Raw genomic sequence first — 13,275 nt, 5'->3', positions numbered from 1 at the left:
GGATTGTTTTGGCAGGATTATTTAGCAAGTTAAAAGAGAAACTGACCAAAACCCGTCAGGGGTTTGTCGATAAAGTTGAACGAATCTTTACGGGTGCGACCAAGATTGACGAAGATCTGTATGAGGAATTGGAAGAGGCGCTTATCCAGTCGGATGTGGGAATCAGCACTTCTATGGAGCTTGTGGAGAATCTGCGTAAAAAGGTCAAAGAAAGAAAAATAGCTGATCCCCTGCTGCTTAATGAGGTACTCAAGGAGAATATTGTTGAACTCCTTGGTGAAAAAATCGAACTAAAACTCAATGATAGCGGCACAACCGTATATCTGGTCGTCGGAGTGAATGGAGTAGGGAAAACAACAACCTTAGGCAAATTAGCCAGGCATTTTCGCAACGAAGGGAAAAGTGTCCTTCTGGCGGCAGGAGACACATTCAGAGCAGCGGCGATCGAACAGCTGGAAGCTTGGGGACAGCGGGCCGGAGTTGATGTAATCAAGCAAAGTGAAGGAGCCGATCCGGCAGCAGTAACCTTTGATGCTCTTCAGGCAGCGAAAGCAAGAAAGACAGACATTCTTCTTGTCGATACGGCGGGCAGACTGCACAATAAAGTTAACCTGATGAAAGAATTGACGAAAATGAAGAGGGTGGTCGAAAGGGAAATCCCCTCAGCTCCTCATGAAGTGCTGCTCATTTTGGATGCGACTACCGGGCAGAATGCTATCCAGCAAGTCAGGATTTTCCAGGAGGCCGCAGAGGTAACAGGAATCATCCTGACCAAGCTGGACGGCACAGCTAAAGGAGGCGTTATCCTCGGCATTCAAGGCGAGGCCAGGGTTCCTGTAAAAATGATTGGGATTGGTGAAGGGCTGGAAGATCTGAAGCCTTTTGAGCCAGATCAATTTGCCGAAGCGCTTTTTGGCGAACAGGAGGAAGAGGAATAATCATGCACAGTTTTTTCTCCCACTACATAAACTACAGGGCAGATATTTTGGCTTCTTGAAAATCAATTGATTGACCAAAATCGTTCTCAAACATTTTAGGAGGCGGCAAACTGGGAGTGCCTCATGTGGGTGTCATTTAGCCATACTGTTCCCGGATCAGAGATGATATAATAGAAGCATCTGGGCGGGAGACAGCGGCCAATATCGCTAAGGCTGAGGCCAGGCTGATCGAAAAAGACCTCTGGTATTTGACTCCGCTGTGCTGCCGTCAATACGTGAGGGACGGCGTTGAACAGGAGAATCTAGGGTTTTAAGAAGGAAGGAATTTATGTGAAAACACTGGAATGGCGAGAGAATTGCTTGATCATATTGGACCAGACCTGTTTGCCGACAGAAATCAAATACAGGGAAGCATGCACCTATCAGGAAGTTGCCGAGGCGATCAAGAAAATGGAAGTCAGAGGGGCTCCGGCAATAGGAGCGGCTGCTTCCTTTGGATTTGCTCTTGGGGCGCTTGCTTTTAAAGGCAATTGCCTGGATTTCTGGGATTATATGGAGACCGTCCGCGCAGAGCTGGAGGAGACCAGACCTACCGCTGTAAATCTTGTCTGGGGTTTGCGCAGAATGCAGAATAGAATGTATGAAATGAAAAAAGAATGGGATATCGATAAGATCAAGGAAGCTCTTGTTGAAGAGGCCAAGGCAATTGCCGTCGAAGATGTCAGGATTAACCGTAAGATAGGCGAGTATGGAAATACACTTTTGCCGGATAAGGTGAACATCCTGACGCACTGTAATGCCGGATCGCTGGCTACAGTTGATTATGGCACAGCTCTGGGAATTGTCAGGTCGGCTCATGATTCGGGCAAGAACCTTCATGTTTACGCGGGGGAAACACGACCGTTTCTTCAGGGGGCACGCCTGACCGTGCTGGAACTGATGGAATACGGGATTCCGGTAACTTTGATTACGGACAATATGGCCGGCTTTCTTATGCAGCAGGGCAAAATAGATATGGTTATCGTAGGAGCGGACAGAATAGCGGCCAATGGGGATACGGCCAATAAAATCGGCACTTATTCTTTAGCGGTTCTTGCCGAGGAGCATGAGATACCTTTTTATGTTGCGGCCCCGACTTCATCCATTGATCTGAAGATCTCTTCCGGGGAGGAAATTCCGGTAGAGGAAAGAGACCCTTGTGAAGTCAGGACAATTATGGGCGTACAGATCGCTCCTGAAACAGCGAAGGTCTATAACCCGGCTTTTGATATTACACCGGCGAAATATATTCACGGAATAATCACCGAAAAGGGAATTATCCATCCTCCTTACTCCGTTAATCTCGTGAAGATACTGGTGAAGTGATTTCTACCGGACAGTTGAAGGCAGGGCAGCGAAAGGAGACTCGCGATGGCTAAATATTTAATACGAGGCATGGTTTTACCCATGACCGGAGAACATGATTTTTACCCTCAGGGGGAAATTGCCGTTGAGAATGATTTCATCATTTCCGTCGGCCCCCGGGGATCTAAACCGGATGGATTTGAGCCTGATCAAATCCTGGATCTGCAAAATGATGTCATTATGCCGGGACTGATCAATACCCACACTCATGCGGCGATGACGATGCTGCGCGGATATGCCGACGATATGCCCTTGATGCCCTGGCTGGAAAAGAAAGTCTGGCCGTTTGAAGAAAAGCTGCAAGGGGAAGATGTCTATTGGGGCAGTAAACTGGCCTTTGCCGAAATGATCAAATCAGGTACGACAGCGATGGCCGATATGTATTTTTTTATGGAAGATGTAGCCCGGGCCGTAATCGACACGGGAATCAGAGCGGTATTGGCCAGAGGTATCGTCGCTTTGGAGAAGGAGACCGGTCTTCGTTCTCTGAAAAACAATATTGAATTATTTGAGAAATATCATGGGGCAGGAGCAGGACGGATTAAAGTTTATTTTGGACCGCATGCCCCCTATACATGTCCGGGAGATGTTTTGCGGACGGTTAAAAAGGAAGCAGACAGACTTGGGACAGGAATACATATTCACCTGGCAGAAACGTTGACTGAAGTCGAAACAATCAAAGAGAAGTATGGATTATCCCCCGCAAAGTGGCTGGAACAGTTGGATTTCTTCGGTGGGCCGGTGCTTGCCGCTCATTGTGTCCATCTTGACGAAGAGGAGATGGATATTCTGAGGAAAAACGATGTCGCTGTTGCCCATAATCCGGAAAGCAATATGAAGCTGAATAGCGGGGCTGCCCCGGTCAAAGCTCTGCTGGACAGGGGAATTCTTGTCGGTATCGGGACTGATGGGACTTCCAGCAATAATGACTTGGACATGTTCTCCGAAATACGCACAGCATCCTTTCTGCAAAAACTGGTATCCGGTCCCGAAGCTTTACCCGCTTATACTGTATTAAAAATGGCTACAGTTGACGGGGCAAAGGCTTTAGGCTTGGATAAGGTGGGGATGCTGAAACCGGGGTATAAGGCGGATCTGATCAGCGTTGATTTTGACCAGCCCCATTTTTATCCCCGATTCTCGGTGGTATCTCATCTCGTATACTGTGCCAAAGGCAATGATGTTCGTACCGTAATGGTTGACGGGTGTTTACTGATGGCAGACAGGCAGCTTTTCAAGATTGATCAAAAAGAGGTCTGTACCGAAACGGAGAATAGAGCAAAAAGAATCGCAGAAGCTGTAGGATAAAATACGGACAGAGGGAAGGCACTTGACAAATGTTTTCCCTCATTATAAAATACCAAAGTGTAAAGGAAAACTGCTTTACAGGTACGACTGATCGAAAATTAAACTTTTTCCCGAGAGGTTGCGTCTAATCATGAAGGATCTGGCCAGAAGGGCGTTCTTATTTGATTTTTACGGGCCTCTGCTTACTGAAAAGCAGAGCAGAATATGGGATCTATATTATAATCTGGATTATTCTCTGGCGGAGATTGCCGAGGGAGAAGAAATCAGCCGGCAGGCGGTGCATGACCTTCTGAAAAGAACGGAAAAGATCCTCAATGATTATGAAAGCAAGCTTCTTCTTGTTCAAAAATTTGAAATGGAGAGGGAAAAGCTTGCCAGAATAGAGGCTCTTTTGCAGAGTCTGGAGCGGGAGTCTTTTTGTTCGGAAGAAGGATGGATGAAAAAACAGGATATTGGATTTGAAATAAAACAGATGATCAGTGATACCTTGAAATAATGGGTAAGGCAAAGATCAATGAGATAATGAATTGTCAAGAGAAGAGGGTTGACACGGATGGCCATGTTTGAAGGGCTAAGTGAAAAACTGCAGGCAACATTTAAAAGATTAAAAGGTAAAGGCAAACTGACTGAAGCCGATGTGAATGAAGCAATGCGCGAAGTGAGGGTAGCCTTGCTGGAAGCTGATGTGAACTTCAAGGTAGTCAAGGATCTTATTGCCAAAATCAAAGAGCGTGCGGTAGGTCAGGAAGTCCTGGAATCTCTCACACCGGGCCAGCATGTGATTAAGATTGTCAATGAAGAAATGGTCGCAATGATGGGCGGGTCGGAGAGCAAGCTGGCCATATCCTCTAAACCTCCCACTGTGGTTATGCTGGTGGGGCTGCAGGGAGCGGGGAAGACGACCCATGGGGCCAAGTTGGCCAATATGCTGAAAAAGCAGGGTAAACACCCGCTTTTGGTCGCCTGTGATATTTACAGACCGGCAGCGATTAAACAGCTCCAGGTTTTAGGGGAGCAAATTAAAGTACCTGTTTTTTCTCTTGGACAGGAAAACCCGGTTAAGATAGCAGGGGAAAGCCTGGATTATGCCGGAAAGAACGGGCATGACACGGTTATTATTGATACGGCGGGCCGTCTCCATATCAATGAAGAGCTGATGGGGGAGCTGGAGGACATTAAAGCTGTTGTCCAACCCCATGAGATTTTGCTTGTTGTTGATGCCATGACCGGTCAGGATGCGGTAAATGTTGCTGAAACATTTAACAGCAAGCTGGCCCTGAGCGGGGTAATCTTGTCCAAGCTCGACGGGGACACACGCGGCGGGGCCGCGATCTCCGTCAGGTCTGTTACCGGTTGCCCGATTAAATATGCCGGGGTCGGAGAAAAGATGGATGCTTTGGAAGTTTTTTATCCGGACCGGATGGTGTCAAGAATTCTGGGCATGGGAGATGTGTTGACCCTAATCGAAAAGGCTCAGAATGCCTTTGACGACAAAAAAGCCAAAGAGCTGGAAGAAAAGATCCGCAAGCAGGAATTGACTCTTGATGATTTTCTGGATCAGATCAATCAACTGCGTAAGATGGGATCACTTTCCTCGGTTTTGGAAATGATTCCGGGAATCGGCAAACAGCTTAAAGATGTGCAGATCGATGATAAAGAGTTTGCCAGAGTTGAAGCGATGATTCAGTCAATGACAGTGGAAGAACGCACCAGACCGGCAGTGATTAAAGATTCCCGCAAAAAAAGGATTGCCAGAGGAAGCGGGACTTCAGTTCAGGATGTCGGCAAGCTGATTAAACAATATGAGCAGACGAAAAAAATGATGAAGCAGATGTCCGGGCTTCCCGGAATGGGCGGGCCGCCCAAGTCCGGGAAGAATAAAAAAGGGAAAAAAGCTGCCGGCAAAAAATTGCCGTTCAAATTGCCTTTCCCTTTCTGATCGTTCATCATCAATCCTTATAAATAGAAAAAAGATCATAAAAAATCGGAATTATCCTGATGAGGAGGTGATATTATGGCAACAGCAATCCGCCTGCGCCGGATGGGCGCAAAAAAGAATCCTTTCTATCGTGTGGTTGTTTGTGATTCGGCATCCCGTCGTGATGGAAGACCTATTGAAGAAATCGGTTACTATGATCCGACAAAGAATCCCCACGACGTCAAGGTTGATGAAATTAAAGCAATGAAATGGCTTCAAGAAGGCGCTCAGCCTTCCGATACGGTCAAATCCTTATTTAAGAAAGTCGGCATTATGGAAAAGTTTCATCAATCCAAGAAATAGTAGCTAGGGGTGATCCTGTGAAGGATGTTGTTGAAGTCATGGCCAAAGCTCTGGTAGACAGGCCTGATCAGGTTATTGTCTCCCAGACCGAAACGGAGAAAAGTATTCATCTTCAACTGACAGTTGCTCCTGAGGACATGGGCAAGGTAATCGGCAAACAGGGAAAAATTGCCAATGCCATCCGTACAGTTGTCAAGGCTGCAGCCGTTAAAGACGGACGTAGAGTGATCGTTGACATAGACCAGTGATGTTAAGAAGGGCGCAGGCCCTTTTTGACTTCCCGGCCTAAACGGCTCGGGAAGAGGCGGATATTGGAAAAGAGGTCGCTTTTGTGGATATCAAAGAGACAGTTCTGGTGGGTGAAATCCTCAAACCTCAGGGAATTAACGGCGAGTTGAAAATATACCCGATTACCGATGATGCCGGCAGGTTCAAGAATCTGCAAAGTGTCTTTCTGGCTAAGGGAGAAGTCGTAACTCAATACAAGGTGCTTAAATCCCGGATAGATCCCAAAGGGATGGTATTTCTTGAGTTGGAAGGGCTGGAAACAAGGGAACAGAGTGAAAGGCTGCGCGGGTTTGAAGTGAGAATCACCAGAGATAAGGTTCCCCCTCTGGCCGAAGGCTGGTACTATTTCGAGCTGGAGGGAATGCGGGTTTATGAAAATAATATTCTTCTTGGGACTTTGACTCAGGTCTTGGAAACCGGATCGAATGATGTCTACCTGATCAAGGGAGCCAAAGGAGAGTTCTATATCCCTGCTCTCAAATCTGTTGTGCAAAAGGTCGATGTTCCGGCCGGCCGGATGGATGTCATCCTGCCGGAAGGTTTACTTGACTGAGAGGTGAGGCATATGGATTTTACGGTACTGACGATTTTCCCGGAAATGTTTGCCCCGCTTAGAGAAAGCATTCTGAAAAGGGCCGGTGAAGCCGGACATATTTCTGTCAGACTGGTGAATTTTCGAGAATATGCTGTCAGCAAGCATAAAAATGTTGATGATGTTCCCTTTGGCGGCGGTTCGGGAATGGTTTTAAAGCCGGAGCCGATCTATGCCGCTGTCCGGGATTTGCCTCCGGCAGAAGGCCGGAGAAAGATTCTGCTCATGACTCCTCAGGGCAAGCTTTTTAACCAGGAAATGGGCAAAAAACTGGCCAGGGCAGATGAGCTGGTGATCTTGTGCGGACATTATGAAGGATATGATGAAAGAATCAGATCTCTGGCCGATGAAGAGATTTCCATCGGGGATTATGTGCTGACAGGAGGAGAACTGGCTGCTATGGTTATTATTGATGCTGTCAGCAGGCATCTTCCGGGAGTCCTGGGTAAAGCGGATTCCTCTGTAGATGATTCCTTAACCGAAGGACTGCTGGAATATCCCCAATATACCCGACCTCCTGATTTTGAAGGAATGAGAGTGCCGGACATCCTGCTGAGCGGTCATCATGCCAATATTCAGCGCTGGCGGCGCAAAGAAGCAATCCGGCGTACCTTTTTACGGCGCCCTGATTTAAGCCTGACGGCCAAGTTCTGCTCTGCTGACTATGAGCTGCTGGAGGAGCTGGCCGGTGAGACGGAGGCCATAGCAGAGGCCAGGCCAAAATGGGAGCATTTAAAGCCCCCTTCCAAGAAAGCGCTCCGGCAAAGGAAGACTGAAAAAAGCTAAGGAATGGTAAAGAAAAACCGCGGAGGGATCTTCCTTATGGGGGAATTATATATCGCATTAGTTCATGCACCGGTCTATAACAAGAATATGGAGGAAGTGGCCACTTCTATCACGAATCTTGATTTGCACGATATTGCGCGCTGCTCGGCAACTTACGGGCTTCAACGCTATTATGTCGTACACCCCGCTCCGGCCCAGCATGCTTTGGCCCAGAGAATTATGGGTTTTTGGCGGGAGGGCTTCGGAGCCGAGTACAATCCTGACCGCTATGAGGCTTTTTCCAGGGTACGCCTGGTCGCGTCAGTGGAGGATGCCTTATCAGATATAGCAAGAGAACAGGAAGGCAAAAGGGTCCATGTCATAGCAACCGATGCCCGTCTTTATCCAGATGCGGTCAGTTATGAAAGCATGCGCAAAAAGATTGAAGAAACCCCCGCTGTTTTCCTTCTTCTTTTCGGCACAGGCTGGGGTCTGCTCAAAGAAGTCGTGCAAAGCTCTGATTATATTCTGCAGCCTGTCTATGGACCTGGTGAGTATAATCATCTTTCTGTCCGTTCGGCGGCAGCAGTCATCCTGGACAGACTTTGCGGAAGGTAGATAGAGAATGTTGCAGGAAATCTTGCACAATCGGCAAGGCTATGATAATATAGTACAGTATGAAAAACGGATGGTCCTCTGGCTTAGCAAGAGAAGTTACGAACATCTAGGCAAGGAAGGGGGGAATTGTAATGGATTTTATCAAAATGATTGAAGAACAGCAAATGAAAAATGATATTCCTTCATTCCGTCCAGGAGATACCGTTAAGGTACACGTGAAGATCGTGGAAGGTTCCCGGGAACGTATTCAGGTTTTCGAGGGTGTCGTGATCAAAAGAAAAGGTGACGGTCTCAGGGAGACTTTCACTGTGCGCCGCGTAACCAACGGAGTAGGTGTGGAAAGAACATTTCCTCTACATACCCCAAGAATCGACAAACTTGAAATTGTCCGCAAGGGTATTGTTCGAAGGGCCAAATTGTACTATCTTCGCAAGTTATCCGGTAAAGCGGCCCGTATCCGGGAACGCCGCTAGGAATAAAAAAGGATCAGAGAAGAGCTGGAGTGATTCGGCTCTTTTTTAGTCTGACGGAGCAAATTAGACAAGGTAATGGTATGATATGGATATACAATGGTTTCCCGGTCACATGACCAAAACAAAAAGACAGCTGCTCGAACAGTTGAAGTGGGTAGATGTGATTATTGAGACAGGCGATGCCAGACTTCCCCTGAGCAGCCGCAACCCTTTGCTTCGGGAATTGCTTGGAGCGAAACCCAAGCTTTTGGTCTTAAATAAAGCCGATCTGGCTGATGAAGACCAGACCGGCAAATGGCTGAAAAAGCTTGAGCAGGAAGGCCCGGTGCTGGCGGTCAGTGCTTCAACCGGTGCGGGAATGAAAAAGATCATTCCCATGCTGGAAGAATTGATGGCGGAAAAGTGGCAGAAGCTTGCGGAGAAGGGGATCAAGAAGCCAATCAGAGTGATGGTTGTCGGAATTCCGAATACAGGGAAATCAACGATCATTAATACGTTGACCGGGAGAGCCCAAGCCCGGACAGGGAATAAACCGGGAGTAACGAGAGGAAGCCAGTGGCTGAGAATCCACGGCAGAATAGAGCTTCTTGATACTCCGGGTATGCTTTGGCCGAAGTTTGATGATCAGATAATCGGCAGAAAATTGGCGGCCAGCGGCGCAGTCCGGGATGAAGTCTTTGATTTAGAAGAACTGGCGCAGTGGCTGATTGCCTGGTTACAGACAAATTATCAGGGAGCTTTAAACAAGTATTACAAAACCGAGCAGGAAGAAATCAATCTGGAGACAATCGGCAAAGAGCGGGGCTGTCTGATTAGCGGGGGCAGAGTAGACACGTTAAAAGCCGCCCAGATCTTTTTCCGGGAATTCCGCAGTGCCAAAATCGCCAGAGCGACCCTGGATCGTTTGGAATAGACCGATTCAGGCTTAGGCAAAGGGAGGAGAGTAAACTGGAAGCTTTATTCAAAGAAGAACTTCTTTATCTGGAGAGGAAGCTGGTCAAGGAAGGGTTTATGTTTGTGGCGGGAGTAGACGAAGCCGGTCGGGGCCCTTTAGCTGGGCCGGTTATTGCCGCCGCCTGCATTTTACCGGAGTCTTTTGACCTGCCTTATCTTAATGACTCCAAGAAACTTACAGCCAGGCGAAGGGAAGACCTTTTTGAACGGATTAAGGATCAGGCGTCAGCTTATGCTGTCGCCGGGGTGGAAGCTGAGGAAATCGACAGAATGAACATTCTTCATGCGTCCAAACTGGCCATGAAGAAAGCGATTGAAGCTCTTCATATTCCTCCAGGCTATGTCCTGGTTGATGGCCGGGATGAAATAGATATTGTGTGCAGACAGAAGGCCGTTATAGGCGGGGATGCAAAGTGCGCCTGCATAGCGGCCGGATCTATTTTGGCCAAAGTAACCAGAGACAGGATAATGGATGATTTACATATGCTCTATCCGCAGTACGCCTTTGACAAACATAAAGGCTATGGAACCAGGCTTCACTTTGAATTACTCCAAAAGTACGGTCCATGTCCAATTCACCGGTATAGTTTTGCACCGGTCAAAGCCCTGGCATTTCGATCTTCCTCAGAACTGGCCTGATATGGCGGAGAAGAAGAGAAGAAAGCAAGGTATGAATAGAAAAGAACTGGGCAAAAAAGGGGAAGAATTAGCCGCTGCGTATCTGATCGAGCAGAAGATGAAAATTTTATGCCGGAATTACCGTTGTCCCAGGGGAGAGATAGATATGATCGCCGGTGACGGAGAAAATACCATAGTTTTTGTGGAAGTGAGGTTGAGGACGACATCTATCCGAGGATCTGCCGAGGAAAGCTTAACTGAACGCAAAATCATGAGGATTCAGAAAACAGCAGCCTATTATTTGCTTGAACAGGGCTACAAGGAATGGCCCAGGCTGAGGTTTGATCTTATTGCGATCAATATGGAAGGGGAGAAAGCGCAATATCGCTGGATAAAGAACGCTTTTTCCACAGGATAGACCTAGATTACAGATCATAAGATTCCGGTCGATTATTGTTAAAGGAGACAACCACTATGGATAATAAATATGAGGCAATTCAGGTATATCATTCTTTTGTAGATGGAATACATGTTGGAAAGCTGGCGGATTCTTTGCAAAATTTTTTCAATAAATTTTAATGATGATCATAAACTTTGATTAGTTTTAAAAAATGGAGCAGGAGGCTACTCATTAATTGGGTAGCCTCCTGCTCTATTTTTTAAACAAATAAAAAAAATTTGGTAAACTAAACCAAAAGATACAACATTTTAATCATTTTGTTACATTTATTTCTAACATATTGTATATTACTACAATAGAAATGTCAATATATGGACTATTATGTCATTATAATTACTATAATAAATATTTTCCCCGAAAAACAACCTTATAGTTGAAAATGATTTTGCTGATCTTAATTGAGTGTCATTAATTTTTTTGGTATGTAACCAAGATAAAATTTTAAAAATCAGTAGCATAGCTTTGGAGCAGCTTCCATCTAAGTATCGGGGAAGCTGTTTAAGCTTGGCTTTTTTGTGATTTGACCAATTTTGTTTCCTGTTTTCAGAAATGTATCTTTTATGGTTATATTGTATAAAAAAATGAATTGATGATCTCATTCAAATCCGTATCAAGCTTATGAAAAAATCAATAGAACGCTTAATATAAGAGGATTGTTTAGGAAGAGAAATGTAACAAAATGATTAGAATGTTGTATTGTCTTTAATGCTTAAATCAGAAAATAAATATAGAGACAAGAAAAATCATGACTGTCTGTGCGGAGAACACCGAGAGGTGTATTAAATAATGGGGAGGTAAAAAATGAGTATCAAATACAAAATAATCGGTTCCTTTTTGATTTGCGTTTTACTGACAATTGCGATTATGGGCTGTTATGAAATATTCGCTTTAAATCAGGCAGCAGACGATACGGTAAATCAACAGTATGACCAGAGAATTAAAATTGAAGTCGAGATCTGTATTGGCTTAATTGATCAAATCTATGACCGGCAGATCAAAGGTGAACTCACTGAAAAGGAAGCGAAAAAACTGGCAGCTGACACGGTCCGCGATTTACAGCTAGATGGAGATATTTATTTTTGGATTGATACAATCGAGGGGCAAAATATCGTTCTGTCCGAAAACTCGGAAGAAGGAAGCAATAGATATGATGCTCAGGATTCTGAGGGTAAATATTATGTACGCGATTTTATTAATAATGGGCTGAAAGAAGAGGGCGGGTATACAGATTATACTTTTCCCCGGCCGGGACAAACGGAGCCTATTCTGAAGAGAGCTTATACGCTGGTATATGAGCCTTATCATTGGGTTATCGGCACCGGGAATTACATTGATGACATTAATGAAGTCGTTGCTCAGGAAAAAGCGAGAGCTCAGGAGCAGCTAAGAAAAAACCTATCAACAGTTTTGATCGTGATCATCACTGCGTTGATTTTTTCCACCTTAGCAGGAATTATCCTTGCCAGAAGAATTGCCAACCCGATCATTCAAATTGCCAAAAGGATCAATGCTTTAGCGGAAGGGAACCTAGATATTGAGAAAATACGCTTAAAAAGCAAAGATGAAATTGGCCAGCTGGCCGAGGGATTTAACCGCATGAGTGAGAATCTTAAAAATATTGTCCATCAAATCAAGCATTCCTCCAATCAATGCTCTTCGGCATCGGAACAGTTATCCTCGGGGGCTGAAGAGCTTGCGGCAACCGCTTCTTCTGTATCCGACTCCGTTTCTGATGTAGTGGGCGGAACGGTCAGGCAAATAGAATCTGTCTCCAATGTAAACACCATTGTGGAAGAGATTAATCATTCGTATGAAGATATCTTGAACGAGGTTCAGGGAATTAAAGAACTATCGGATAAGACATCGCAAAGTGCTCAACAGGAAAGCGAACATATTGACATCACCATTTCTTTAATGAATGCGGTTGAAGAATCGACAAGACATGCTCAGGAACTGATCAATCATCTGGGTCAGAGTTCAAAAGAAATCGGACTAATTGTGGAGACGATTTCCGGGATCGCCGAGCAAACGAATCTCTTGGCCTTAAATGCGGCAATTGAGGCCGCAAGAGCCGGTGAATACGGCCAAGGCTTTGCCGTTGTTGCGGATGAAGTTCGTAAATTGGCGGAACAATCCCAGGAAGCGGCGAAGAAGATCTCAAATCTCATCAAGCTTATCCAGGAAAATACAGAACAGGCTGTAACAGCTATGAATGAGGATTCTGTAAGGGTAAAAGAAGGTACGGATGCTGTAAATTACTCCGGTAACACATTTAAAGAAATTATCCGAATGATCAATGATGTTGCGGAAAAAATCAATGTTGCCGTCATCAATTTAAGCAAGAATTTCGATAATAATTTAAAAATTGTAAAGGCTGTAAATGAAGTCGATACAGTCAGTCAACATATTTCCGCCCAGACTCAAACAATCGGCGCTTCTGCCCAGGAACAAACAGCGGCTTCCCAAGAAATCGCATCTTCCGCGCAATTATTAATGAAAAATGCTTTGGAAATGCAGGAGCTAATGCAGCAATTTAAACTTGAAACAAACCAGGAAAAGGTTCCAACCTAATCTGT

Annotated in this window: 15 protein-coding genes; all 15 read left to right on the top strand. The window is 45.5% G+C overall.

Going from position 1 to position 13,275, the window contains the following annotated elements:
- The first annotated feature begins 8 nt into the window (after positions 1 to 8).
- The 15 genes from ftsY to SGLY_RS11530 all read left to right on the top strand — a co-directional run bounded on the left by ftsY (position 9) and on the right by SGLY_RS11530 (position 13,270).
- Entirely contained in the window at positions 9 to 938 is a 930-nt protein-coding gene (ftsY, locus tag SGLY_RS11600) for a signal recognition particle-docking protein FtsY (protein ID WP_013625463.1), read from the top strand.
- A 330-nt stretch (positions 939 to 1,268) separates the two neighbouring features.
- On the top strand, positions 1,269 to 2,303 hold the full coding sequence (gene mtnA, locus SGLY_RS11595) for an S-methyl-5-thioribose-1-phosphate isomerase (protein ID WP_013625462.1): 1,035 nt from the start codon (positions 1,269 to 1,271) through the stop codon (positions 2,301 to 2,303).
- Positions 2,304 to 2,348: 45 nt separating this feature from the next.
- Complete coding sequence (locus SGLY_RS11590; protein WP_013625461.1) at positions 2,349 to 3,650, top strand: amidohydrolase; 1,302 nt, start codon at positions 2,349 to 2,351, stop codon at positions 3,648 to 3,650.
- 130 nt (positions 3,651 to 3,780) lie between these two features.
- Entirely contained in the window at positions 3,781 to 4,146 is a 366-nt protein-coding gene (gene ylxM, locus SGLY_RS11585; protein WP_013625460.1) for a YlxM family DNA-binding protein, read from the top strand.
- Between the two features lie 63 nt (positions 4,147 to 4,209).
- A complete protein-coding gene (gene ffh, locus SGLY_RS11580) occupies positions 4,210 to 5,589 on the top strand; it encodes a signal recognition particle protein (RefSeq protein WP_041445371.1) in 1,380 nt (459 codons plus the stop codon).
- Between the two features lie 75 nt (positions 5,590 to 5,664).
- Complete coding sequence (gene rpsP / locus SGLY_RS11575; RefSeq protein ID WP_013625458.1) at positions 5,665 to 5,931, top strand: 30S ribosomal protein S16; 267 nt, start codon at positions 5,665 to 5,667, stop codon at positions 5,929 to 5,931.
- 17 nt (positions 5,932 to 5,948) lie between these two features.
- Positions 5,949 to 6,179 (top strand): KH domain-containing protein, encoded by a 231-nt coding sequence (locus SGLY_RS11570; protein WP_013625457.1) that lies wholly within the window; start codon positions 5,949 to 5,951, stop codon positions 6,177 to 6,179.
- A gap of 83 nt (positions 6,180 to 6,262) precedes the next feature.
- Positions 6,263 to 6,772 (top strand): ribosome maturation factor RimM, encoded by a 510-nt coding sequence (gene rimM, locus SGLY_RS11565; RefSeq protein WP_013625456.1) that lies wholly within the window; start codon positions 6,263 to 6,265, stop codon positions 6,770 to 6,772.
- Positions 6,773 to 6,784: 12 nt separating this feature from the next.
- Positions 6,785 to 7,597 carry a tRNA (guanosine(37)-N1)-methyltransferase TrmD gene (gene trmD, locus SGLY_RS11560; RefSeq protein ID WP_013625455.1) on the top strand — a complete coding sequence of 271 codons (813 nt, stop codon included), beginning with the start codon at positions 6,785 to 6,787 and terminating at the stop codon, positions 7,595 to 7,597.
- Positions 7,598 to 7,633: 36 nt separating this feature from the next.
- Positions 7,634 to 8,194 carry an RNA methyltransferase gene (locus SGLY_RS11555; RefSeq protein WP_013625454.1) on the top strand — a complete coding sequence of 187 codons (561 nt, stop codon included), beginning with the start codon at positions 7,634 to 7,636 and terminating at the stop codon, positions 8,192 to 8,194.
- A 131-nt stretch (positions 8,195 to 8,325) separates the two neighbouring features.
- Positions 8,326 to 8,667 carry a 50S ribosomal protein L19 gene (gene rplS / locus SGLY_RS11550; protein ID WP_013625453.1) on the top strand — a complete coding sequence of 114 codons (342 nt, stop codon included), beginning with the start codon at positions 8,326 to 8,328 and terminating at the stop codon, positions 8,665 to 8,667.
- A gap of 85 nt (positions 8,668 to 8,752) precedes the next feature.
- Positions 8,753 to 9,580, top strand: coding sequence for a ribosome biogenesis GTPase YlqF (ylqF, locus tag SGLY_RS11545; RefSeq protein WP_013625452.1), 828 nt, complete (start codon positions 8,753 to 8,755; stop codon positions 9,578 to 9,580).
- A complete protein-coding gene (locus SGLY_RS11540) occupies positions 9,532 to 10,260 on the top strand; it encodes a ribonuclease HII (RefSeq protein WP_427916615.1) in 729 nt (242 codons plus the stop codon). Before ylqF ends, SGLY_RS11540 begins: the two co-directional genes overlap by 49 nt.
- Before the next feature lie 31 nt (positions 10,261 to 10,291).
- Positions 10,292 to 10,657, top strand: coding sequence for a YraN family protein (locus SGLY_RS11535; RefSeq protein ID WP_013625450.1), 366 nt, complete (start codon positions 10,292 to 10,294; stop codon positions 10,655 to 10,657).
- An 843-nt stretch (positions 10,658 to 11,500) separates the two neighbouring features.
- Positions 11,501 to 13,270, top strand: coding sequence for a methyl-accepting chemotaxis protein (locus SGLY_RS11530; RefSeq protein WP_013625449.1), 1,770 nt, complete (start codon positions 11,501 to 11,503; stop codon positions 13,268 to 13,270).
- Positions 13,271 to 13,275 lie beyond the last annotated feature (5 nt).

Origin of the sequence: Syntrophobotulus glycolicus DSM 8271 (genome assembly GCF_000190635.1) — a bacterium.
GTDB classification, from domain to species: Bacteria; Bacillota; Desulfitobacteriia; order Desulfitobacteriales; family Syntrophobotulaceae; genus Syntrophobotulus; species Syntrophobotulus glycolicus.
This window is presented reverse-complemented; position numbering and strand designations above follow the sequence as displayed.